This window comes from Xylophilus rhododendri, assembly GCF_009906855.1.
Taxonomy (GTDB): Bacteria; Pseudomonadota; Gammaproteobacteria; order Burkholderiales; family Burkholderiaceae_C; genus Xylophilus; species Xylophilus rhododendri.
Genome location: NZ_CP047650.1, coordinates 3,452,866 through 3,474,028, shown reverse-complemented (window position 1 = coordinate 3,474,028; position 21,163 = coordinate 3,452,866). Strand labels below are relative to the sequence as shown.

25 protein-coding genes are annotated in these 21,163 nt (G+C 62.2%); 12 read left to right on the top strand and 13 right to left on the bottom strand.

What is annotated here, in order from left to right; all coding sequences use genetic code 11:
* Positions 1-5 precede the first annotated feature (5 nt).
* The 7 genes from GT347_RS16055 to GT347_RS16025 all read right to left on the bottom strand — a co-directional run bounded on the left by GT347_RS16055 (position 6) and on the right by GT347_RS16025 (position 8,050).
* Complete coding sequence (locus GT347_RS16055; protein ID WP_160553171.1) at positions 6-1,370, bottom strand: phage major capsid protein; 1,365 nt, start codon at positions 1,368-1,370, stop codon at positions 6-8.
* Between the two features lie 5 nt (positions 1,371-1,375).
* Positions 1,376-2,005, bottom strand: a complete 630-nt coding sequence (locus GT347_RS16050; RefSeq protein WP_229722335.1) for an HK97 family phage prohead protease — start codon at positions 2,003-2,005, stop codon at positions 1,376-1,378.
* Positions 2,002-3,246 (bottom strand): phage portal protein, encoded by a 1,245-nt coding sequence (locus GT347_RS16045; RefSeq protein WP_160553169.1) that lies wholly within the window; start codon positions 3,244-3,246, stop codon positions 2,002-2,004. The genes GT347_RS16050 and GT347_RS16045 overlap by 4 nt, the downstream gene beginning before the upstream one ends.
* On the bottom strand, positions 3,243-4,976 hold the full coding sequence (locus tag GT347_RS16040) for a terminase large subunit (protein ID WP_160553168.1): 1,734 nt from the start codon (positions 4,974-4,976) through the stop codon (positions 3,243-3,245). Before GT347_RS16040 ends, GT347_RS16045 begins: the two co-directional genes overlap by 4 nt.
* On the bottom strand, positions 4,973-5,521 hold the full coding sequence (locus GT347_RS16035; protein ID WP_160553167.1) for a phage terminase small subunit P27 family: 549 nt from the start codon (positions 5,519-5,521) through the stop codon (positions 4,973-4,975). The genes GT347_RS16040 and GT347_RS16035 overlap by 4 nt, the downstream gene beginning before the upstream one ends.
* A gap of 199 nt (positions 5,522-5,720) precedes the next feature.
* Positions 5,721-7,613 (bottom strand): hypothetical protein, encoded by a 1,893-nt coding sequence (locus tag GT347_RS16030; RefSeq protein WP_160553166.1) that lies wholly within the window; start codon positions 7,611-7,613, stop codon positions 5,721-5,723.
* Between the two features lie 128 nt (positions 7,614-7,741).
* Entirely contained in the window at positions 7,742-8,050 is a 309-nt protein-coding gene (locus tag GT347_RS16025; RefSeq protein ID WP_160553165.1) for a hypothetical protein, read from the bottom strand.
* Between the two features lie 86 nt (positions 8,051-8,136).
* Here GT347_RS16025 and GT347_RS16020 point away from each other — a divergent pair, with 86 nt between their 5' ends.
* Positions 8,137-9,000, top strand: coding sequence for a YecA family protein (locus tag GT347_RS16020; protein ID WP_160553164.1), 864 nt, complete (start codon positions 8,137-8,139; stop codon positions 8,998-9,000).
* Between the two features lie 4 nt (positions 9,001-9,004).
* Here GT347_RS16020 and GT347_RS16015 read toward each other — a convergent pair whose 3' ends face one another.
* From GT347_RS16015 to GT347_RS15995, 5 genes are all read right to left on the bottom strand, one after another.
* Positions 9,005-9,376: an HNH endonuclease signature motif containing protein gene (locus tag GT347_RS16015; RefSeq protein ID WP_160553163.1), complete on the bottom strand. Its 372-nt coding sequence runs from the start codon at positions 9,374-9,376 to the stop codon at positions 9,005-9,007.
* Positions 9,377-9,840: 464 nt separating this feature from the next.
* Positions 9,841-10,293: a hypothetical protein gene (locus tag GT347_RS16010; protein ID WP_160553162.1), complete on the bottom strand. Its 453-nt coding sequence runs from the start codon at positions 10,291-10,293 to the stop codon at positions 9,841-9,843.
* Positions 10,280-10,612 (bottom strand): hypothetical protein, encoded by a 333-nt coding sequence (locus GT347_RS16005; RefSeq protein WP_160553161.1) that lies wholly within the window; start codon positions 10,610-10,612, stop codon positions 10,280-10,282. Before GT347_RS16005 ends, GT347_RS16010 begins: the two co-directional genes overlap by 14 nt.
* Positions 10,613-10,978: 366 nt before the next feature.
* A complete protein-coding gene (locus GT347_RS16000; RefSeq protein WP_160553160.1) occupies positions 10,979-13,351 on the bottom strand; it encodes a VapE domain-containing protein in 2,373 nt (790 codons plus the stop codon).
* Between the two features lie 298 nt (positions 13,352-13,649).
* Positions 13,650-14,135 carry a phage regulatory CII family protein gene (locus GT347_RS15995; protein ID WP_160553159.1) on the bottom strand — a complete coding sequence of 162 codons (486 nt, stop codon included), beginning with the start codon at positions 14,133-14,135 and terminating at the stop codon, positions 13,650-13,652.
* Between the two features lie 264 nt (positions 14,136-14,399).
* Here GT347_RS15995 and GT347_RS15990 point away from each other — a divergent pair, with 264 nt between their 5' ends.
* A complete protein-coding gene (locus GT347_RS15990; RefSeq protein WP_160553158.1) occupies positions 14,400-14,651 on the top strand; it encodes a hypothetical protein in 252 nt (83 codons plus the stop codon).
* A 179-nt stretch (positions 14,652-14,830) separates the two neighbouring features.
* On the opposite strand, the gene GT347_RS28075 is transcribed toward GT347_RS15990, so the two are convergent.
* A complete protein-coding gene (locus GT347_RS28075) occupies positions 14,831-15,007 on the bottom strand; it encodes a helix-turn-helix domain-containing protein (protein ID WP_407704165.1) in 177 nt (58 codons plus the stop codon).
* A gap of 118 nt (positions 15,008-15,125) precedes the next feature.
* Between GT347_RS28075 and GT347_RS15980 the strand changes: the two genes are divergently transcribed.
* From GT347_RS15980 to GT347_RS27580, 10 genes are all read left to right on the top strand, one after another.
* Positions 15,126-15,674 (top strand): helix-turn-helix domain-containing protein, encoded by a 549-nt coding sequence (locus GT347_RS15980; protein ID WP_160553156.1) that lies wholly within the window; start codon positions 15,126-15,128, stop codon positions 15,672-15,674.
* An 82-nt stretch (positions 15,675-15,756) separates the two neighbouring features.
* Positions 15,757-16,101: a hypothetical protein gene (locus GT347_RS15975; protein ID WP_160553155.1), complete on the top strand. Its 345-nt coding sequence runs from the start codon at positions 15,757-15,759 to the stop codon at positions 16,099-16,101.
* Complete coding sequence (locus tag GT347_RS15970; RefSeq protein ID WP_160553154.1) at positions 16,098-16,397, top strand: hypothetical protein; 300 nt, start codon at positions 16,098-16,100, stop codon at positions 16,395-16,397. Before GT347_RS15975 ends, GT347_RS15970 begins: the two co-directional genes overlap by 4 nt.
* On the top strand, positions 16,394-16,537 hold the full coding sequence (locus GT347_RS27300; protein WP_195812354.1) for a hypothetical protein: 144 nt from the start codon (positions 16,394-16,396) through the stop codon (positions 16,535-16,537). The genes GT347_RS15970 and GT347_RS27300 overlap by 4 nt, the downstream gene beginning before the upstream one ends.
* Positions 16,530-16,700 carry a hypothetical protein gene (locus GT347_RS15965; protein ID WP_160553153.1) on the top strand — a complete coding sequence of 57 codons (171 nt, stop codon included), beginning with the start codon at positions 16,530-16,532 and terminating at the stop codon, positions 16,698-16,700. The genes GT347_RS27300 and GT347_RS15965 overlap by 8 nt, the downstream gene beginning before the upstream one ends.
* A gap of 9 nt (positions 16,701-16,709) precedes the next feature.
* Positions 16,710-17,123 carry a hypothetical protein gene (locus GT347_RS15960; protein WP_160553152.1) on the top strand — a complete coding sequence of 138 codons (414 nt, stop codon included), beginning with the start codon at positions 16,710-16,712 and terminating at the stop codon, positions 17,121-17,123.
* A complete protein-coding gene (locus tag GT347_RS15955; protein ID WP_160553151.1) occupies positions 17,120-17,482 on the top strand; it encodes a hypothetical protein in 363 nt (120 codons plus the stop codon). Before GT347_RS15960 ends, GT347_RS15955 begins: the two co-directional genes overlap by 4 nt.
* Positions 17,479-19,893: a ParB/RepB/Spo0J family partition protein gene (locus GT347_RS15950; protein WP_160553150.1), complete on the top strand. Its 2,415-nt coding sequence runs from the start codon at positions 17,479-17,481 to the stop codon at positions 19,891-19,893. Before GT347_RS15955 ends, GT347_RS15950 begins: the two co-directional genes overlap by 4 nt.
* Positions 19,890-20,147, top strand: a complete 258-nt coding sequence (locus GT347_RS15945; RefSeq protein ID WP_160553149.1) for a hypothetical protein — start codon at positions 19,890-19,892, stop codon at positions 20,145-20,147. Before GT347_RS15950 ends, GT347_RS15945 begins: the two co-directional genes overlap by 4 nt.
* The gene (locus GT347_RS27580) at positions 20,144-21,031 is read left to right on the top strand and encodes an ASCH domain-containing protein (protein WP_229722334.1); all 888 of its coding nucleotides are present in this window, start codon (positions 20,144-20,146) and stop codon (positions 21,029-21,031) included. The genes GT347_RS15945 and GT347_RS27580 overlap by 4 nt, the downstream gene beginning before the upstream one ends.
* Positions 21,032-21,163: the final 132 nt, after the last annotated feature.

Genomic DNA, 21,163 nt, shown 5'->3' with positions numbered 1-21,163 from the left:
GGCGGTCAGGCCGGCAACTGGCCGGCGACGATGGCGGCGGGGCGTTCCAGGGTGAAGGCGATGCGCTCTTCGCACAGGATGGCCACCATGTTCTGCACGAAGAAATTGCCGTGCTGCTCGGCGACCCGCACGGTCACCTGCTCGCGGTCGTAGATCGTGCCGGCGAAGCCCGAGCCGGCGACGAACTCACCGGGCACCAGGCCGTAGCTCTCGACGATGCGCTTGCCCCAGATCCGCGGTGCGGTGCCGTCGGTAGGCGTGCCGAAGATGTACGCACCGTCGGTGGTCTTCATCATCTGGATGATCGCCCAGTCGTCCAGGCTCAGCACGCCGAAGGTGGCCGGGTACTTGGCCTTGGCGACCTGCAGGAAGGCCCAGCGCAGGTGATCGATCGAGGTAGCGCCGGCGGGGATGTTGGCCGGGTTGTAGGCAGTCGCCTGAGGGATCAGGCCCAGCAGGTTGCCGTTCTGGCCGTCGCCCAGCAGCAGTTGCTCGTCTTCCTTGAGCTTCAGGCCGGTCCGCAGCTTGGTGTCGATCAGGCCAGCCAGGGCGGGCACATCGGCCAGGATCTGGCGCGAGGCCGGGATCCAGTGGGCGAGCGTAGAGACCGGGGTCTGCATCTTCTCGAATGTCCAGGCCGACTCGTTCTTCGTCGTGCCCTCACCGTTCTGCGGGCCGGCGTTGTTGGTGAACAGCTTCTCGCGCAGCCACTCGATCGAGCTGGAGCTGATGCCGATCGTCGGAAACAGGTCGCGCACGGTCAGCTGGGTCTCGGGCTCCATGAGGATGCCGGGCACGCGGTAGGGATCGACCAGCAGCCCGGCGCTTCCGACCGCAGAGGTGATCGCTGCCTTGGCATGCAACGGGCTGTCGAAGGTGCCGAGCTCGACGGTGCCGCCGCGGTAGTTCTTGGCGACGTCGGTTTCGGCCGCCTGCCGGCCCAGCGACTTCTTCTGCTGGGCGCTGCCCAGCATGTTGGCGGCTTTCTGTGCCAGTTCGGTGACTTCGCCCTTGAGCTTGTCGAGCGCAGTTTCAGCCTTGTCGACCTTGGCCACCGCATCCTGGAATGCGGCCTTGGTGATCGCGTCGGGCTTGCCGACGCCCAGTTCGTCGTGCAGCTTCTTGACCTGGCCGTCCAGATCGTTGTGCGCCTTGCGCATGGTCTCGACGGCCTCTTTCGCCGCCTTGGCCACGTCGGTGAGCTGCTCCAGCTGCTTGACGACAGCGGTTTCGCCGGTGGCGAACGGCAGGACGCTAATGCCGGCGAGCCACTCGGGCGGGACCATGGGGTGGCCGGCCAAGGCGCAGATGGCGCCGACGGCGAGGATGCCGATCAGGGCAAAGGTCAGATGCTTTCGGGTGATGTTCATGAGATTTACCAGGTGAGGGATTGACGGAGGTTGCTGAGGGCGTCTTCCAGCGTCCCGCTGTCCAGATCACCGTCCCGGTGAGCCAGCGACTTGAAACCGCCAGATGCGAGAGCTTTCGCCTCGGTCTGGCTGTATCCGAGGCTGCGCAACTGCGCCTCGAAATCACGGATCGACTTCACGCTGTCGACCAGGGCCGCTGGGTTCATACCGAACGGCACCAATGAGAACTCCCACAGCTCGGCCGCCTTGATGACGCGGACATGCTTGCCCGAGCGTTCCTCGTAGTCGGCGCCGTCGCGCAGGATGTTGAAGCCGACAGACAGGCCGTCGAGCACGCCGTCTTTCATCAGCTGGTAGTTGTCGCGGACATAACTGACGCCGAGGCTGAGCTTTGCTTCGACGCGCAAGCCGTGGTCGTCCTGCTCGAACTTGGCCTTGCCCGCCAGTTGGGTCAGGTTGTGGCCGATGGCGATCCGCAGCATGCCGTCGCGGGTGGTCTTGGCCGACTTGAAGGCGCCGGGCTCGATAACGTCGTAGCCCAGGTCAATGTTGCCGAAGACAGCGGCGTAGCCGGTAAAGGTGCCGTCGTCGTCGGCGGACTTGATCTCTATGGGAGCAACGATGCGGTCCATCATGGGTTTCCTTCTTTGCCTTTCAGCAAGCCGCGCAGCAGGTCGCTGGGCGCCATGTTCAGCGGCACGAGCAGATCGTCCGCGCCGTCGATCAGCGGCATGTTTTCCAGCTCGCGGATCTCGTTTTGGGTGATGGCGCCGGCGTTGCGCATGGCCACGTAGTACTCCGAGCGCTGGGTGCTGTCGCCCCGCAGCAGGCCGCGCACGTCGAACTCGAAATTCAAGGTCTTGCGCTCAACGCGTGTGAGCAGGCAGCTGTTGAGCGCCTGCTCGATTCGCTTGAGGTAGGGCAGCAGGGTGTAGTCGAGGAAGTGTTTGTTGGCCTGCTCGGTGTTGTTGTAGGAAGCCTTGTCCATCTCCATCAGCATGTGCAGCGGCACCCGATAGATCCGGGCAATCTCGGCAATCTGCAGCTTGCGGGTCTCGATGAACTGCGCGTCGTTGTTTGGCGTGCTGACGGGCGTGTAAGAGGTATCGCTGTCGAGCACAGGAAGTTCGCCCTTGAGCCATGACTGGCGCATGTACTCCGCAAAGCCGGCCCGCAGGCTGTCGCGGCTTTCCTTGCCGAAGTTCGCCTTCGTATTGAGGATGCCGGTCGGCCGGCCGCCGCTGCCAAAGAACTCGGCGCCGTATTTCTCGACAGCCACCGTCAGCGCCATGCTGTTGCTGTGCAGCCGGTGCGGCGCGTATCCCTCCAGATCGCCGATGCCGCCGAAGCCGCGAACCGGGCAGATCTGCGCGCGCTTCAAGGTGAGGGCACTGCCATCACGCTTGGTCAAGTGGTACAGCACTTCGCCCGCCTGGTTGACCTCTGGCCGGACGCGGCTCTTGTGTACGGGCTGGATGCTGACGATCCGGCCACTGGACTCGAAGGCCTGGCAGTAGTTGTAGGCCTGTCCCATCGTGCAGAGGCTGACCGCCATCGCCTCTTTCCACTCGACCGCCGTCATGTACTCGTTGGGCTGGTCGTGCACGAAACCATAGCGATCGTCATCCAGCGCCCGTTCCCGGCCACGGGAGGTGCGCCTGTAGAGGTGCAGCGGGATCGTGCCCACCGTCTCCGAGATCAACCGGATGGCGCTGAAGGCGGCAGCGATCTGTAGTTGGGTGTTCTCTCCGACCGGCACCTTGGCCCAGGTCGGCGAACCCATGCCGAGAAACTGCCAGCCGTCAGGTTGCGTGAGCGTGATGTCCGCGCCCTTTTGCACCGCAAGCTGCGCCATGTGTCGGGGCGAGATATTCATGTTTCCTCGAAGGTTTCCCAGAAGCCGGTCGCAGGACTGACTTCCTGGGCCAGCCAGCGGCCGAGTGCGGCGATCGCGGCGACAGGGCCGTCGATCTTGTTTTGCTCGCGCTCTTTGCGCGGGTAGATGTTGTCTTTGTGGTCGCGGTGGCAGACCACGTTGCTGACCATCCAGGTCATGACAGGGTTCTCGTCGTGCACGATTTTTCCGCTGAGCACGAGAGCCTCAAAGGTCTTCATGGGCTCGCTGAAATTCAACACCGTCGGCCGGTACTCCACCATCGGCACCTCTTCGGCCAGCATGTGCCCCACCAGCTGCGTAGCCTGGTGCGGGTCGTAGGCATATTCGAGAACTTCTTCAGTGCAGACGTCTGCACGGATCGCGTCTTCGATCACGTCGAAGTCGATCGTCTCGCCGTCGGTCACCTGCAGGTGGCCGGCGCGGCGCCAACCCTCGTACTGGCTGTTGAACCCTTGCTCCACAGCGCGGCTCGGCAACCAGAACATGGGGCGGAGGAAGTAAAGATCCTCGGCCTGGTCGTAGTAGAGGGCCACCTTGGCGGCCACGTCGATCTTGCTAGCCAGGTCCAAGCTGCCGATCATGGGCAGCCGGCGCGCAGCCGAGGCAACGCGCTTGCGGTCGCCACACCGGTCCCAAGCCTGCATGTCCATCCATGCGGAATCGGCGTTGACCCAGACATTGAGCCGCTTGGTCAGCACGTTGCCGAGCGCGCTCGGTTGGGCCTGTGCCTTGCGGATCGCGGACTGCAGATCGTCGACCTGGACGGACACACCGAGGTTCGGATTCGACTTGCGCCACACCGCGGGGTCCTGCCAGTTATCGCCATCGTCGATCGTGAAGATCACGCCGAACCATGTATCGTCGGTGCCCAGCCCCTCGCCCTGCGGCAGCACACCTTCGAGCGCTTTGCAGGTGTAGTCGCGCTGCTCGTAGCAGATGCCGGAGCGGTCGCTCCCGGCCGTGGTGATCATGACGATCATCGGCTGGCTGCGGGCGCCCGTTGCGCTGTCCAGCACGTCGTACACCGCCCGGGTCTTGTGAGCGTGCAGCTCGTCAACGATGGCGCCGTGGATGTTCAGCCCGTCTAGGGTCGAGCCCTCGGCGTTCAGAGGCTTGAAGCTACTGGCCGTCTCGGGCACTGTGATGTCGTGCTTGCCGATGTCCACGCCAAAGCGAGCCTGGAACTCCGGCAGGCGCAGCGCCATATTGCGTGCGACGTCGAACACCTCGCGGGCCTGGTCGCCCGTGGTGGCCGCGCTATACACATGCGCCCCGGGCTCGTTGTCGGCCACCAGCAGATAGAGGGCAATGCCCGCCGCCAGGGTGGACTTCGCGTTTTTCCGGGCCACCTCCAGGTACACGCGACGAAAGCGCCGCAGGCCGGAGACGCGGTGCTTCCAGCCGAACAGCTGGACAACGATGAAGACCTGCCAATTCTCCAGCCGGAGGCGTCCATGCTGCAGACGGCCGTTGATGTATTCCGGCTTGGCCCACTGTCCTTTGATGTGCGGCAGCAGCTCGATGAAAACGCAGGCGCGAGCGCCAGCGGCATCGTCGAACAGGTATGGGAAGCCATCACTGCCCTGCCGGTCCATGTCTCGCAGAAAGCGCTTGCAGGCCAGGCGCTCGAACTTGCCTGCGGCAACCTCCCCCTCTGTCACCTGGCGGGCATATGCGACCGCGCGGGTGACAAAGGGAGAGGTGGTCATCTGAAGTCGGCGAAGCCGGTAGGTGCGCCCGAGGGCGTGACAGCGGGAGCACCGCCCCCGTCGATAAGCTGCAGCTGCGCACGGATGGCAGTGGTCACGCGAGCTCGCTGCGCCGGTGTGAGACCGAACTCGGCGAGCATCCGGTGCAGCTTCTCCTGTTCCTTGTTGAGTACCTGGTAGATCGCGGCTTGGACCTTCAGCCCATTGGGCGTGCTGTCCATCAGCGCTTCGGCCGCATCCTTGTCCTGCTCCAGCAGGCGCCCCATCCGTCCCATGATCGATCGCTCGACGATCTCCAGGCGGCCGATGGTTTGGCAAAGCATGGCGAACGCGTCGCGGTCGACCTTGCTGATCAGGTTGTAGTACAGCAGCTCAGTGCCCAGCCGCTTCCACGCTTTCTTCGCCTCGGGCGTCAGCCAGCGCGGGGCGTCCGGCAGGCCGACCTCGGGCCGGAACGTGGTGTCGAGGTTGAGTGCGCGGTGGCCGCGCCCGCCTTCGAGGGCTTTCAGTTCGCCGGGTTTCGGGGCTGGTCCTCGTGCACCCATGGTGTTCTCCTGTCTGGCGGGGGTACCCCCCCACCCCTAAAACCTGCGCGCGCAGAAATTTGCCTGAACTGACGGTCTGGGTTCTGAACGCGTGAAACTTTATCGCCCCCCCCTCCCCAGGCGGCCAACGCGCATGAGATGCACGGGCGGTCAGTAGGTGGCCAGTGCGGCCGGGTTCGAGGGTGAGGGGCTCGCCGCATCAGTTGCCGAGCAGGAAATCGTTGATTTCCTTGAAGGTGCCGGCTTTGATCTTTCCGTTCAGCGTGCCGTTCGACGAGTTGGTGTTCAGCCAGTCGAAACGGCTGATCGTGTTCTCGATCCACTCGCCGCCAGTAGCGACCCCGTTATTGGCGTCAGGCACCGGCGTCGAACCATAGGTGGCGTAGTTGTGGGAGAAGCTGATAGCGATGCTGCCGAACTTCTCAGCCATGTTGGTGTACCGCTGCATGGCGCTCAGCGAGCCACTGCCGAAGGTGAACAGGGACGTTGGATCGTCGATGCCGTGAGGACCGAAGTAGATGCCGTTCTTCGCGCCGCCCTTCATGATGGTCAGACCAGACATCCATGCCGCCCGCTGGCGTTTGGCTCGGTCGCCCAGCGCATTGCCTGCACCCGAGTAACCCCGGATACCTGGGTTGGTAGCCGGATCGCCTAGGCCATTTGTCCGCATCCAGTCGGACTGCTGCTTGTAGTCCAGTTCGGTTTGCTTGGCGCTGATCGTGCCATTGGGCCACCGCTGGTAGGCACCGTTGTAGACCTCGGCCGAGCCATCACCAACCACCTTCTTGAACGCGGCCAGGTAGTCCGTATTGCGGAAGATGTCGGCACCACCAGAACGGATCGCAGGCTTGATGCCACGAGCTTTTGCAGCAGGCACCATCAGGTTCACTGCGCTTTCGTCGGAAGTGTCCGTGGTGGACAGCATCAGCGGCTTCTTTAGACGGCTGGAACTGAACACGCCCAGCAGCAGCACCTGTGCATCCGGGATATTCTGGATGTTGGTGTAGATGCGGAAGTCGGAGATGTTCTCCGTCCAGTTGTAATGCGCGTTGACGCCATTGCTCCCGGTCGTGGAGGTGACCGTGTAGTTCGCGTTGTTCAACGCGGCCATGGCGTCGGCGTCGTTGGCGTCGATCAAAGTCACGGTACAGGTGCCGTCGAAATTGATGTATGCCGAGGAGCAGATATAGCGGGTGGCGCCGGTTGCCCCGCGGACAACGAACCCCATGCTGTTCAGCACCCGGTTTGGAATGTCAGGCCAATTCGGGAAGTACAGCACCACGGACAGCATCTTGTCCGTCGGAGGTGCAACGGTCAGACCGCTCCAGGTCATGTCGAAGCCCAGGGATGTCCCCGGCGCCGACTTGATGAGCAGCTTGTTGCCGGTATCCATTTGCGGCACGCCCACCATGCCGATGGCTCCCGTGTAGACGCTTGCCGCCACGTTCGCAACTGTCTGAGCCGCCAGGTTCAGCCAGCGGGTGCCGGCAGTGAATCGGCTGGTCGCAGGGAGTGCACGTTTGCGAACTCGGCCCTCGAATGAGGTTTCGGTGACCACGGTGGTGCCGACCGCATAGATGGTTCGGCCATCCACTTCACGGGCAGTACCTGAAGAATCAGTTGCGTCCATCGCAACAGCAATCACGTCACCTTCAACCGTCGAGGTATAGCTGCCGCTGGTGGCGTTGAGCACTTCGGTGCCATTGACGAACAGCTTGTGCGTCAGCGTCGGGGTAGCCCCACCCGTGGTGCTCACGGCCGTACCGTTAGTCCAGGTGACAGCTGTACCAGCCAAAGGATCAGAAGTGATCGTCGGGGACGTCAGCGTCATCATCGGGGTCGAGATCTGGACGATGGACTCCGGACCCGAGCCGCTGGAATTGGTGGGCACCACACGGTACTCGTAGGTCTTGCCACGAGTCAGGAAACCAGCAGGCATTGGGCCTGCGAGTGCAGCTCGACCCACCATCAGAGCAGTCGGATCGATTGCCGTCCAAGCGGTGTCACCTAGAAGGCGCTGGTAGTGAAGATAGCCTGCAGTTGTCACAGCGAGTCCGCTGGTCGGTGCATCGTAGGCATAGTTCAGAACCATGTCCTGATTCGCGCCAGTAACCGCAAGGTTCCTAACAGCGCTCGGAAATGCCGAGGCTGGTGGTGCCGGAGTCGGCGCTACGGAAGCAGCCGACGCCGCAAAGATAGAACCAAGGCGACCGACCAGCATCACGCGCCCGCAATCACTGCGACCTTGTAGCCCTTGCCCGGCTGGACTCCGAAGTACTCAGGAACACCGGCCGGCAAGCGCATTTTCGTGGCGCTAGCTGTTGGCGAGGTTGCGAATTCCACATAGCAGGCGACATCTGAGCAAAGGCGAACTAAGTTCGTTTTTGCGCTGAATGCGACAGATGCGGCTGATGCACCGGCGATCGCCAGAGTTTGCTGAGCTGCGGGTGGGACTGCCGCAACCGGCGCCAGACCGCCCCGGGAGTTAGCGCCCAGCGCCGCGAACTCAGTAATCGAAAGGATTGCCATACTTAGCTCCAAAAAAGTCTATGGTTTATATTTGCCGGAGCCGGAATCCGGCCCATTGCTGCAAGCCGCGAAGTTAGGACTCATACATGACCAAGTACCAGCAAACACCAGAAGAGATCGCAGGACACTTTCGAGACAGCATTGAAATACTAAAAGACGCGGCCGATGGTTTCGACAACGGCAAATTACATCAGTCGAAAACAATGGCTCAAGTTATGCGCGTCCTATTCAGGGGCCAGCCTGACGCCCCGCCACTCGTGAGGCAAGCTGGCTTTGAAACGCATCTTTTAATTGATACTGCAATGCCACGCGATGAGCTTTTACCGAACTACCACGCGCTTGCAGCTGTGGGGACGAACTCGGGCACGCACGAGGCCTTTCTCGATTGGCCGCATGGGCCCAGCGTCCCAATATCACAGACCGATTGGTTAAATGCAGTGGTCCTCGATGATGGGACGGGAAATCGGTTGACGCGCATGGACTTGATCAACCGCGTTTCCAACAAAGAGGGCTTGGGGCATGTGTCGCCCGAAATACCCGCCTCATATGCGGCCTTTTCTCGCAAAAACGCCCTTGGCGTTACTATATCTCGCGACGGCGAATCTCGTATTGACGTATCGAGTCCAGAGCGAGCCGCCATTCGGCAAATGGCGCATGAAGTGATTAAATCCTTTGAACTCGGGTATACGAGAAAGGCGAAAATTTCGGGTGCAGCGATTGGTCCTATCTTCTTCACACCTATTGACAAAGTGACCAACCACCCCGTGACGATGCCGGAGCAGGTAATCTCCGAGAACCTCAAAGGATCAAAGTTGGTATTCACCAAGATGCCAAACGGGGAATATCGAATTTCCGCGCCGGGCAAAATCGGCCGGAACGAACCGTGCCCATGCCTAAGCGGAAAGAAGTTTAAAAACTGCCACCTTGCTCAACTCCAGACCCAGCATTAGTTAGTTACTTGCGCCTTCCAAAACCACCGTCTTCGGTGGCCGTCTTGATGTCGTGGCACTTTTTGCAGAGCGGCTGCCAGTTGGACCGCGTCCAGAAGAGTACCTTGTCGTTTCTGTGCGGGACGATGTGGTCTACGACCGTGGCGGGTGTCACCAGATCGGCCTTCTCACAGCTCGCACAGAGCGGATGAGCTCGCAGGAATCCTTCGCGGGCACGCTGCCAGGCCGAGTCATACCCGCGTGACGCAGCCGATCCGCGCTGCTGGTCGAACTGGCGCTGCTCGAAGCGGCGGTGCGACTCGCACCGGCTAGACCCGTCGCGGACGAGCCTCCCGCAGCCCGGATACGTGCACGGGCGGGGGGCTGCGACGGGCATAGAGCTTTCGTTGTTGGGTCCATCGGACTTGCTGGGCTTGATCTGACCCAACTGGACCCTGCCGTTCGCGGCGCACCCTGATAACACGGGACCGCATTCGTGCCGTTGACCCCACCATTTCCCCGTGGTGGGACGCCTTCAGGGCTCGGCGTGACAGCGCGATTCCATCCGGCCACGAAAAAGCCCGCCGCGATTGCTCGCGGCGGGCTGTAGATGAATGTGTGTGGACTAGATGCGCTTGCTCTGAACGAGCGCACGCTGTGCCAGGTTCTCAGCGAGTAGCTTGTCGGCGCGAGCCTTTGCGACCTGCCTGTGCCGCGCCTTTTCTTCCTCGCTGACCGGCTTAGTTCCTTGTTTCTTGACCCTGTTGACTGCTGTCGCAAGACGCAGCTTTTGGGAGAAGCCCTGCGTTCCCATCGCGTAAACCCATTTTTCTCAAGGTGCCTGAAATGTACCGATTCGCTCTATGTTGTAAAACTCCCATTTTTGCTGCGCCGTAGCGTGCCGGTAACGCGAGGGGCTTTGGGAAGCGGCGCCGCTGCCGCGGTTTGGCGTTCAGTCCGTGCAGCCAGCCAGGCGGCCAGCTTGCGGTCAGCATTCGCCAGCCGGCTATGCACCGTCGATACGCTTGCGGCCGAGCCAGCAGCCACGATGCCGATCGCGCTCAGCTGGTGGATGTAGAAATGCACCAGGGTTTCGTGCAATTCAGGATGAGGCTCAGCAAGGGATGACACCGCCCGATCCGTGATGCCAGCCTCCACCTCATCGACTGGCACCCATGACTCGCGCGCCTCAGAGCCGGTCACATCCCGCAGGAGAACCGACTGAGTGGAGAATCCCAGACCCCCGCCGCGTTCCCGCGCCGCCCACAGTGCCCAGTTCTGAAGGCGGTTGTGCATCCACTCAATGCGGGCCATTGGCGCCTCCATTCGTCGCGGCCGGCGGAACAACGACAAGGTCCACGTCGCCGGCAGGATCGCGCATGGCGGCTACGTAGGGACCACCCGACACGATGCTCATCGTGACGAGGAATCGCAGCGTTTCGCTCCAATCGAACGGCGTGCCCACCACATGCCCGCCCTCGACGGCATAGAACTGGTTGCGCTCGCCGGCCAAGGCTGCTCGGATGCAGCGGTCGATGTATTGCGCTCCGTGCCTTTCGCGCATCTCTGCGACCCACTTCGCGGTCCGGGGCATGGCTTCGCGCATGTTGACCTGTTTCGCTGGCTGGCTCATCGGGATCTCACTCGGCTGGTGGTCATGGGGTGGACGCTGCAAACCCGCGTCAATGCTTGATCCGTCCATCTGTCCATCCCTCTCAGTAGGTGCGGGTGGGTTGCGCCCGGGCGCGCGCGCAGACACACGCCTGCCTGTCTGCGCACGCACGCCTCATGAGGGAACGGCCGGATTGGGTGGTCCGGTGGACGGCCGGGACAGTTCCCGTAATAGATCAACGACTTGCGCCGTCCACCCCGGGTGGCCCAAGGGTGGACTAGGGTGGACGGCGGCGGCGTCATGACCGGGGAGGCAAACGTGCAAACGTCTGCCCGGCCGGGGCGAGGCCAAACCGCATGGCATCCAGCCACGCTGTCGTTGAAAGGGTTAGAACGGCAGGGCGTCATCCGGCTCCTGCCACTGATTCGGTGCCGCGGCTTGCGCGGGCTGGGCGGCGGAATCCACCGGCTGGCGCAGGCGAGTGAAGCCCCTCCTGCGCTTCCCGGTGGATTCGCGCTCACGCTTGAAGCCGAGCGCCTTCATGCAGTTGCCCAGCCGGGTATCCATGTTCCCCGAGCCATCGATCTTGTCGGCCTTGATCTGAAGGGCCTTGTCAAACAACTCGGTGGTCGGAAAGAACTCGCGGTCGCGCCGGGGTATGTCGACCTGCGTGGCGCCGACCTCAGCATTGACGTATTCGCCCAGGTACTCCTCCCAGGGGTCACCGCGCTTGAAAGGCTCCTGCTCGGGAAAGATCAACCGCTTTTCTTCCTCGCGGTTGGGCCAATACCGCTCGTCTGCTGAAACGCGAACATAGGCTTCAGCGAGCAGCTGCGGCAGCAGGGACTTGAGCAGTTCGAGATTGACCACGAACACCTCCAGCGGCCAGAAGCGCCGGTCCCCCGTAGCGTCACGCAGGAACGTGTCGGCATTGGTCGTGCCGACGTGCACAGAGTGGCGAGGCGCCTTGATCATCTGCGAGCCATACGGAGGCCGATACCAGTCCTCCTGCGCCGACAGATGCTGCTTGATCTGGGTCGACTCCGACTTGTTCAGCGACTCCAGCTCGGCCGACTCGACGATCCAGGCCATCTGCTGGGCCATCTGGCTGTCTTTGTCGCCGATGCGGATCGCGTTGTCGGTAAACCAGGGGTAGGCGATGGCCCGCCAAGCACTGGACTTCTGCAGGCCCTGCTCACCCTTGATGATGAGCATGTAGTCGAACTTGCAGCCAGGCTCCAAGGCGCGCTTGACCAGCCCCATGAAAAAGCACCGCCCGATGAGGGCCGTGTACTCCCGCTGCTGGACCTCGAAGACGTCAGCCAGCCAATGGTCCAGGCGAGAAACCTTGTCCCAGGTTGCAGCCTTGATCAGGTCGACGATCGGGTTGTACTTGCGCAGGCGAGCGGCCATCATCACGCCGTCTCGAAGCGTGGCCTTCGCCTTGACGGCCAAGCCATGTTTGAACAACAGGTGTTCGCCGAGCATAAGGTCGTCTTCCTCATCCCATTCGCCTGCTGCGCGGCCCCAGGGCGTCTCTCGACTTCGCTCCAGTAAGCCCGTGAAGTCGTTTTTGCGCACCAAGCCGTTCAGGCGAGGATCAAGCGTCAGGCAATAGAGAACGTTCTCACGGCAATCGACGGGGAAGCCTCGCCTGGTGACCAGCTTGGCATGCAGCGCTTCGAGGTCGCTATCGTCGTCAGGCGGCTCGCCGAAGCCGCCGCCATCGCCGGCGCCGCCGCGCCCACCGTCATCTCCCCGCCCCCCAGCGGGAGCCGGATCGTTCGCGCGCGGTGCCTTTGGCTCGCGCCCCCCTGGCTTTGGCAAGATGATGGACAGTCGGGCGGCAAGCCAATGGAGCGCTTCCGCGGGCTTCGCCAGACCACGCCACTTCATGACCAGGTCGATAGGCGTATATGTCGCCTCCTCGCCGAAGTCCTGAATGCCCTCGGGATGGATGGCCAAGTCCTCCTGCAGGTCGCGGCCCAGTTCCTTGGAAGTGATCCGGTATCCGCCCTTGTATTGCCGCGCCTTCGGGAACAGCTCGGGCACCCATAGCGCGAACCCCTGCATCGCCTGCGCGTTGATGTAGGCGAAGTCGTCCTGGCCAGCCGACCTAGGGCTGCGCTCGGCGTTGCTTGCTGACGGCGGCGCTTGCTTCGCCTTCTTGTGGGCGTCCTTGGCCTCATCCACCGTTTTGTGCAACCGACGCAAGGCCATTTCGCCGAGCGGCTGCACGTCGGCAGGCGCATCCGGCCAGAGCTTGCCTGTGAAGGTGAAATACTGACTGCCGCAGAAGATCTCGACCCCAATGTCGTTGGACTTGTTGGTGGTCGTCGTTCCGCTGCCGATGATGTGGACGCCCTTGCCGCTGGGCGAGATCTCGGTGTAGCTGCCACAGGCCTGGACGATGTTCCGACACCGGTCGGTCCAGCCCTCGGGATCGTCGTTCCACTGCCCATCAAGGTCGACGCCGATCAAGCCGTCATCGGGCAGAAAGGCGAAGCCAACACCGTCCCATTGCGCTTTGGCATACGCGCGCTGAGCGACCTGCAGCGTGGCGAGCCGCTGGCGATCACGATCACTGCCCACGTCGCCAGTACGGCGACCGCCCATCACGTAGTACGGGATCTTTTGGGGCTTCTTCGCCCCAGGCTTTATTTCGAACTTCCACAGCAGCCACTGCTGACGCTGCGCGAGGCTCGCAGGAATGTTGTCCCACAGTGGCTCGGCCACTGTGGGGATGATCACTTCGGCCATCGCGGCTGCTACCTCGCCCAGCAGGCAAGGACAGCACTCAGCTCGACCGGCCCCCGATTGGCGGGCGGCAAGGCATGCGGAGCTCTGTACTCGGCCACCTTGCGGTTGCGGTATGGCACGGGGCGTTCACCGCACTTCACCAGCCGCCCACTACGGCTCATGTTGGCGACCGCCTGGCGAGCAGCCGCAACCCCCACCTGGGCTGACCCAGCCAGTTCGCGTAGGGTCGCGCCGCGCTCGGCCGTAGACAGAGACACAGCTGCGTGAAGCAACGCCATCGAAACCTCGCCTGCGGGCCTCATGCTGCGCCACCACTCCGCTCGCTAGCCGGCTTGCTGGCTTCGTGCTTGGCAGCCATGGCTACGTCCAGCTGGTGCATGGCGTTCTGCAGCACGCCTTTGGCCTTCCTGAATCTCGCCAGCTCATTGGCATTCACGTCATCGTCGGCGAGAGATTCGCAGCATGTCGCGGCGACGTGCGCAAACTCGATCGAGGCGCTTCCAAGTCGTTGCAGGCAATCCTCGGTGCTGAGGCTCTGAATCTCCGGCAGCGGCACAAGCATCTGGCCGCACTCCTGGGCAAACACTTGAAGGATCCGCAGGTCTCCGGTCATGACGGACATCTTTAGCGCCGTGGCCAGGCCGAGCTTCGCAGAACCGGTTTGGGCCAGCTGAGATGAGAAGTGGCTCGGGTTCTCGCCCATGCGGCGCGCCAGACCTGCGGCCCCCCCATCCTTGTAGTCCTGGCCGACGTTGTAGGCCGCATCCAAAATACTCATCTCCATAGCGACCCCTCGACCTTGTCGTTATTGCTGCGCTCAGGCGCTCGCCGCGACACTGCGTGCCATGGAGAGGTAGCCCGATGAAAAAAGGAAGAAAAGGCCTTGCCACCGCGATGCACGGAAATCTCGGCGCCTGCCCGCGACAAGACCTTGGAGGAGTGACAACCCGCGCGTCGTTTGGGCAGGCAGCAAGGCAGAAAAGGCGGGTGTCCGCAGCCTCGGTACAGTGGAGCTTCCATGCACCCAAGGTCCAAGAAAGGGACACCCATGCTCGACCAAGACGAATTCAACAACGCTCGAAAATTCGCACTCGAATTTGTTATCCAAGCGCTTGTAAAAGTCGCAGAGAAAGATCCGCTTTTCGACGCCGAAATCAAGCGCAGCCTTACTTGGCTCGAAAAAATCTCGGATGCGTCAAGTGCTTTCAAGCAGACCGCTCCAGATGCTCCAGAGCTGTCGCCAGAGTTTTGTCGGACCGTGGCTGGACAAGTGAAGATCTTGCGTGGGCAATCGCTTTAACAGCAGCTGGCGCCGCGCAGTTTGACCCGTGTCCTTGCAGCCACCGCACTAGCTCGGCCATGCATGGTGGCGGCGGCGACAGGGGCTCTTCACCGCGGTACAGCAGTAAAAAGTTTTGTGACCACCATGCACGAGCGCGTTCACCCCTCTCCATAGCACGTCGCCGCCATGCAATGGGCTTAAGCGGCTGCATGGCTGCTCCTTTCCGCGACAGAAGCACTTTCTGCATCTCGTCTCGCCGCCAAATCGTTCAGCCTGAGGGCGTCATCCGCGGAACGGGCGACGTCTCCCTGCTCCCACCGCGACAAACGCGGCTGAGGAATGCCGGTCTCTTTCGAGATCTCAATCTGGGTCATCCCGCTGGACCGAAGTCGTTTCAGGAGCTGTAAGGTCGTTTCCATGCCTGCATCCTATTCGATATGGAATAGCTTTTCAATGCAGAAGCGAATTATTCGTTAGCGCATAGTTAGACTGATGGATGGCCACTTCCTTTTAAAGCTCCTGCTCGACGCCGAGGGGCTCAATCCGAACAGCCTCGCCGCGAAGGCGGAAGGTGTGCACCAGCCTACGATCGCAAAATACTTGAACAAGCAAGTCCGCGAACCCAGGCGGACCAGCATGGCGCCTGTTGCCAAGTTCTTCGGCATTCCCGTTGAGGCTTTCTACGACCCTGACGTTGCGGACTGGGTGGCGTCTAACATGAATAAGGAAGCCCGAAAGGCCGGGGACCACCGAGTCCTTTGGAGAGTGGCCGATCGAACGCCGGCTGTGCCAGCACCAACGCCGCTGAACCCGCCCACACGTGGGGTTCGCGAACTGGTTTTAGAACTGAGAGCCCTACTAGAACCACAGCCAGCGGGCATCAGGTCTTCGGTCGCCGCGATCCTCAAAGACGTAGCCGAAAAAGCCGACGACGCCGGTTTTGCAGAAAGCATGGCAGAACGAATCATCGGCGCCCTGGGCCTACCGGGAAAAGACGTTCCGCAAAGATCTACTCCTTCCAAGTCCAAAGGGATGGAATAGCGGAGCAGGAGGAATTATTCGATATCGATTGACTTTGTTATTCGACATCGAATAGATTTGCGCATCCCAACAAGGAGTGCGCATGCAGACGTCTGCACAACCGATTGCCGGCTCGGTCACGCCGGCAGCATCCCCCCATTTGGCTCGCGCGCCATCGTTCGAGCGCCACCTTCCGCATGACCTCAGCGGCACCTACGTGCAACGGCAAGCGAGCGTTGTGCATGGGTTCGAAGTTTCCGACTGCACGCTTAATCAGCGGGATGAATGGATCTGGATCGCCTTCGAAGGCGAAGGCCGATGGATGCCAGCTGAAGAAGCTCTGCAGCTGGCCGCCGCCATTCAGTGCGTGGCGAAGGCACAGATAGAGCGTGTCTTTCGCGAGCAGCTGCGGGTGTTCTCGATTAACCATCCGGGGGTGGCGTCATGAATGGCGCCACCGCGCTGGTGCTGTTGCTAATACTGCTTGTCGCAGTCGTTGGCCTGGCGGTGATCGCCGACAACCAAATGGTTCGCGCGCGTCGCGCAGAAGACCGCGCCGACCGCTACATGGTCGCATCGACGCAGGCCGAACGCTGGCTCATTGCCGATGCTGCCGCGGTAAACACCGCTAGCTGGATCAAAGCCTACGGCGAAGGCCGTGGCGCGATGGACCCCAAGCGGCTGCGTGATCGCCTTCACGTCCACCCCCTGCAGGACGAGTACTTTCAGGGGATGCGGTCATGAGCGCGTTCCGCATCAAGGTCGCCGGCGTCACCTACGTGGGCATCTTCGCCAGCAACGCGGCCGCGGCCGAGGACGCCGAGCGGCGCTTCCCCACAGCCTGGCCCGCCCAAGTACTTCGACACGGAGGCGCCCGTGCTTAAGCCGAACTACTTCGTGCAGGCCGCAGAAACGCACCGCCTCCGCACACGGCGCCGCCGTCAGCGCGTTGCCAAAGCCTTCGCCATCACCGTCGTGCTCGCATTCCTGGCCGCGGCGGGATGCGCAGCGACGACGGCTTTGGCCAGCCCCTTCCCTCTGATCTGAGGACATCCCATGCAAAGCAAAGCACATGCCGTGCAGACGTCTGCACACGCCTCGGCGCCTGCCGAGCTCGACATGTTCGGCGATGTCGATCCATTGCAGGCGCGAGAAGATATCCACGTAGTTGACGCGCTGACCTTCACTGGCGTTCTGACACAGGACGCCCATTTCCGCATGAGTGCACGAACTGCGGGGGAGGAACCCGTGCCAGTCGTCGTGTACGAGCTCCAGTGCCAGCTCGGCGCTGTGACGTTCGGCGTGCACGGTGAAGAGCCCTACCCGCGCGCCCGCCGGATGGCAGCTGAAGCTCGGGCGAATCACTGCCGCAAGGGCACGCATTTGACGCTCGATGCCAAGCACTTAGAGGTGCGGATCGTGATGCCGCATGTGGTCAAGGTCACCGTCCTGCAGGCCCAGCCGCAGTGAAGATCAAACAAGCCGATCGTATCCGCATCGAGAACCTGGCAGCGGCCGCGGCCAAGGCCGGGAAGTCCATCGATGAGAGCTGCCCGTATCCCCTTGCCACCGAGGAGGGGCAGCACTTCACGGCGGTTTACCTGCTGCACCGCCCTCGCTTTGTCGCCGGGCCCAGGCGCATTCCTGTCTCTACGGAGAACACCCACTGCCCCGAGCTGTCTGGCCGGCACCACCGATCTGGAAGCGATGCCCAGCACGAGATCCCCTCGCGCATTGGAAACACGTTGCGTTATCGCGATGGCCGCATCACCGACCTGCAGGGCAATCCCATCACTGAGTCCGGCTTTTATCGGAGTCGCAGCATATGAACCAAGCTCCCACCACCCTTACGGCCCCCATGGCGAGTTTCCCGGATGGCGCTGTCGTGCGCCTCGGCCTCGACCGCATCGTCGCCAGCCTGACGAACCCTCGCAAGACTTTCAACGCCGAAAAGCTCTCCGAGCTGGCAGACAGCGTGAAGACCAGCGGCGTCCACTCGCCCATCCTGGTCCGGCCGCTGCCAGGCGAGCGCTTGCAGGACACGTTCCAGGGCCGGGCGCGCGGCACCGACCTGCCGGAGTTCGAGTTGGTGTACGGCGAGCGCCGCTGGCGGGCCAGCCGGCTTGCCGGCGTGCCCGACGTGCCGGCAGTGGTGCGGTTCCTCACCGACGACCAGGTGCTAGACATCCAGATCACCGAGAACCTGCAGCGCGACGATCTGCTGCCCCTTGAGGAAGCCGAGGGATATCAGCTGCTGATGGATCACAGCAAGCTTTCGGCCGACCAGGTCGCGGGCAAGATCGGCAAGAGCAAGGCCTATGTCTACGCAAAGCTGAAGCTGCTGGCTCTGTTCCAGGCAGGCCGCACGGCATTGCGCGAGGGCACGATCGACGCCAGCAAGGCACTGCTGATCGCCCGCATACCTGACGAAAAACTGCAAGCCAAGGCGCTGCAGTACTTGGTCAAAAAGGACTGGCAAGGCGATGTGCCGAGCTACCGCGACGCGGCAAACCACTTCCAAGAAGAGTTCATGCTGCGGCTCGACAAGGCCCGCTTCAAGATCACCGATGCATCCCTGCTGCCCGAGGCCGGGGCATGCAGCACATGCCCGAAGCGAACAGGCCACGAGCCGGATCTGTTCTCTGACGTCAAGGGGCCGGACGTCTGCACTTTCCCTCCCTGCTTTCACAAAAAGCAGGAGGCACATTCGGCGGTCGTCGTTGCGAAGGCCAAGGAAAAAGGCCAGACCGTTATCGCCGGCACTGAGGCCAAGGAGCTGCTGGTGGGCAGCTATCAGCCCAAGTACAAGGGCTACAAGCGCCTAGACGATGCCGAGGACAGTCCAACAGGCGTTCCGCTGCGCAAGATCATCGGCGCGCAGATGAAAGCCGAAGGCATCACGCCCGTGATGATCGAGGACCATCGCAAGGCCGGTGCACTCATCGCCGCCTTGCCCAACGAGGTCGTTCTGAGGCTGCTGAAAAGCGTGGACAGCCAGGCGAACGAGACGCAGGAAGTCGCCAAGGAAGTACGCGAGTTTTCCGAGGAAAAGAAGGCCAAGGCTCTCCTGAAGGCGAAGCAACAGTACGAGCAGGCCTGGCGCACGATGCTGATGCAGCAGACGTGGAACGTGATCCGGGGCACCGGCCGCGCCTCATTCACGATGGATGTGCATCGCGTGCTAGTGAAGTCGGCGATCTACAGCCTCAGCGTTGATGACGCTACAGCGCTCTCCGATTTCCTCGGCCTGGGCAAAGTCTCTCCAACTTCGGCTTTGCTCGACTACGCTAAGGAAACGCCCGACCCCGACCAGCTGCATTTGCTCGTGATCATGCAGCGCGATTCCGGCGCGCGCCACGGCGAAAACGCCGGGCTGATGCTCGTGGCCGGGATCGCCTATGCATCGCGCCTGCCGGCCATTATTTCCATGGCCAAGGCCGATGCGGAGGCCAAATTCCTGCCCAAATCCCGATCGCCAAAGGCCTCTCTACCCCTACCCCCTGCTGCGCAAGCTAGTGGGGTGCGGGGGGGAGGAAAAGAAAAGGTCAAGGGCAAAAAAGGCCCGGCTGCGCCGGCTGACGAAATTGCCAAGACCTCGAAGGAACACGCATCTGCGCAGATCTCCGCGGCTCTTCAAGCAGCCGAGGGATCAGGTCTAGGCGGCGCTGACGCGCCGCAGCGTGACGAGGCGGGGCCTGTCCTTCGGCAGGCCCCGGCGCCCAGCTCGTCGCCGGTGCCGGCGGACGCAGTCGAGGGCACCGGCTCAGGTGCCGCTGTCGCGGCACAAGGCGACGAAGGCCAGGCTGTCCTGCGGCAGCCTGGTGCGGCCGCCGCGCCTTTTGCACTTGGCCAGGCGGTGCGATTCAAAGAAGGCATCAGAGGGCCGAATCGTCACATTCGCAAGGTGGCTGGAAAGGAAGGGACGATCGAGGCCCGCAACGGCGACACCTGGTACGTGCGAACGGGGCCTGCCAGCTACGACTTGGCCACAGCTCGCTCCGATGAAATTGAGGCCATGGCTCCGCCGCCCGGTGCATCTGACGGCTTCGTGATTTCCCAGCGCATTCAAGTAAGCACCAATGTGGCCGAGCACCTTCAAGGGTTCGCCGGGCAGCTCGGCCGGATCGTCGGAAGGTCGAAGAGCGGCTATGCATGGGATGTGCGCTTAGATCCGGTCGGCAAGAAAAAGGCGCGCGTCGAGACATTCGCAGAAGACGAGCTGGAGGTGGCCGCAGCATGAACTTCTTCCAGCATTCCTCAAACAATCGAGTGCTCGGCGCACCCGCCGGCTGGTACCAAGGTGCGTTGCCAGTGGGGGCCTTGCCAATCACGGATGTCATGCAGAACGACGTTCCTTCTGTGGTTTCGTTCTGGCGTCCTGACGCTGCCGAGTTGGCTGCCCTCAACGCCGGCGGCGCCGTGATGCTCTTCGTCGTTGGCCGGACCATGCATCCCGTTCGGGTTGAGGTCACTACTCCTGAGACCGCAACATGATCGCGCTTTCTATTCGCCAGCCGTGGGCCTGGCTAATCGTGAATGGTCATAAGCCCGTCGAAAACCGCAGCTGGACAACATACCGCCGCGGCCGCGTTTTGATCCACGCGGCCCAAGCTATGACCATGCCTGATTACGAGGCCTGCCGACTCTTCATTCGCGCGGATGAACGCATCCGCGATGTCCTTGAGGTGCTCCCCAAACCGAGCGACCTGCAGCGCGGAGGGATCATCGGCGCCGCGCGCTTGGTGGCATGCGCGCGTGTGCATGAATCGCCCTGGTTCACCGGTCCCTACGGCCATGTGCTCGCAGACCCGGAGATCCTCGACTTCCAACCCTGCAGGGGGGAACCTCGGCTACTTCGAGGCAGGAGTATTGGCATGAATGGTCTCCGCAAACCGCGCCGGCCGCGCCCGGTATCCACCAACCCAATGCTGCTGGCCATGACCAGGGCAACCCTGCTCACAAAGCCTGAGATCGACGCCACCTTGGAGCCCGTCCGTGCGGGCTTCAAGGCGTTGCGCGAGGGCGTTGCCAACGAGGGCCAGTGGACTCACGTCGTCAGCGTCATGAACATCGCTGACACCATCGAACTGCAGGGCGTCGTTCGCGGCGCCCGGGCGCACATCCAGGCCGCGCAGCTTGCCCTGGCCGAGATACGCATGAGGGCGATGGCAAGCGGCCACTGGAAGCCCACAGCCCTGTATTACCAGGAGCTGGACAACATCGACGCCGGCGTCGATCTGTTTGCCTTCCAACTCAGCCAGCTCAGCCATGGCGAGTATTGGCGTGCCCTCGATCGTGCGATTGCTGAGGTCCGCAGTTCCGGAGGCACCGTCCAAATTCATCCGGCCGGCTATCAGCTATCTATTGAGGGGGCCTGAAATGAGCCTTATTACCCAAGCGTATCTAGTCGAGAAATATGGGTTACGGCTTAATGTAGAGCAACTCGGCGAGGTATTAGACTTGGCACCGAATACCATCTATAACCAAGTTGCCAAAAAAACCCTCGCCGT

What these genes read in the sequence shown, in the direction of transcription:
- GT347_RS16055 (WP_160553171.1), bottom strand. Translation starts at nt 1,370, where the DNA reads ATGAACATCACCCGAAAGCATCTGACCTTTGCCCTGATCGGCATCCTC.
- GT347_RS16050 (WP_229722335.1), bottom strand. Translation starts at nt 2,005, where the DNA reads ATGATGGACCGCATCGTTGCTCCCATAGAGATCAAGTCCGCCGACGAC.
- GT347_RS16045 (WP_160553169.1), bottom strand. Translation starts at nt 3,246, where the DNA reads ATGAATATCTCGCCCCGACACATGGCGCAGCTTGCGGTGCAAAAGGGC.
- GT347_RS16040 (WP_160553168.1), bottom strand. Translation starts at nt 4,976, where the DNA reads ATGACCACCTCTCCCTTTGTCACCCGCGCGGTCGCATATGCCCGCCAG.
- GT347_RS16035 (WP_160553167.1), bottom strand. Translation starts at nt 5,521, where the DNA reads ATGGGTGCACGAGGACCAGCCCCGAAACCCGGCGAACTGAAAGCCCTC.
- GT347_RS16030 (WP_160553166.1), bottom strand. Translation starts at nt 7,613, where the DNA reads ATGGTTCTGAACTATGCCTACGATGCACCGACCAGCGGACTCGCTGTG.
- GT347_RS16025 (WP_160553165.1), bottom strand. Translation starts at nt 8,050, where the DNA reads ATGGCAATCCTTTCGATTACTGAGTTCGCGGCGCTGGGCGCTAACTCC.
- GT347_RS16020 (WP_160553164.1), top strand. Translation starts at nt 8,137, where the DNA reads ATGACCAAGTACCAGCAAACACCAGAAGAGATCGCAGGACACTTTCGA.
- GT347_RS16015 (WP_160553163.1), bottom strand. Translation starts at nt 9,376, where the DNA reads ATGCCCGTCGCAGCCCCCCGCCCGTGCACGTATCCGGGCTGCGGGAGG.
- GT347_RS16010 (WP_160553162.1), bottom strand. Translation starts at nt 10,293, where the DNA reads ATGGCCCGCATTGAGTGGATGCACAACCGCCTTCAGAACTGGGCACTG.
- GT347_RS16005 (WP_160553161.1), bottom strand. Translation starts at nt 10,612, where the DNA reads ATGAGCCAGCCAGCGAAACAGGTCAACATGCGCGAAGCCATGCCCCGG.
- GT347_RS16000 (WP_160553160.1), bottom strand. Translation starts at nt 13,351, where the DNA reads ATGGCCGAAGTGATCATCCCCACAGTGGCCGAGCCACTGTGGGACAAC.
- GT347_RS15995 (WP_160553159.1), bottom strand. Translation starts at nt 14,135, where the DNA reads ATGGAGATGAGTATTTTGGATGCGGCCTACAACGTCGGCCAGGACTAC.
- GT347_RS15990 (WP_160553158.1), top strand. Translation starts at nt 14,400, where the DNA reads ATGCTCGACCAAGACGAATTCAACAACGCTCGAAAATTCGCACTCGAA.
- GT347_RS28075 (WP_407704165.1), bottom strand. Translation starts at nt 15,007, where the DNA reads ATGACCCAGATTGAGATCTCGAAAGAGACCGGCATTCCTCAGCCGCGT.
- GT347_RS15980 (WP_160553156.1), top strand. Translation starts at nt 15,126, where the DNA reads ATGGATGGCCACTTCCTTTTAAAGCTCCTGCTCGACGCCGAGGGGCTC.
- GT347_RS15975 (WP_160553155.1), top strand. Translation starts at nt 15,757, where the DNA reads ATGCAGACGTCTGCACAACCGATTGCCGGCTCGGTCACGCCGGCAGCA.
- GT347_RS15970 (WP_160553154.1), top strand. Translation starts at nt 16,098, where the DNA reads ATGAATGGCGCCACCGCGCTGGTGCTGTTGCTAATACTGCTTGTCGCA.
- GT347_RS27300 (WP_195812354.1), top strand. Translation starts at nt 16,394, where the DNA reads ATGAGCGCGTTCCGCATCAAGGTCGCCGGCGTCACCTACGTGGGCATC.
- GT347_RS15960 (WP_160553152.1), top strand. Translation starts at nt 16,710, where the DNA reads ATGCAAAGCAAAGCACATGCCGTGCAGACGTCTGCACACGCCTCGGCG.
- GT347_RS15950 (WP_160553150.1), top strand. Translation starts at nt 17,479, where the DNA reads ATGAACCAAGCTCCCACCACCCTTACGGCCCCCATGGCGAGTTTCCCG.
- GT347_RS15945 (WP_160553149.1), top strand. Translation starts at nt 19,890, where the DNA reads ATGAACTTCTTCCAGCATTCCTCAAACAATCGAGTGCTCGGCGCACCC.
- GT347_RS27580 (WP_229722334.1), top strand. Translation starts at nt 20,144, where the DNA reads ATGATCGCGCTTTCTATTCGCCAGCCGTGGGCCTGGCTAATCGTGAAT.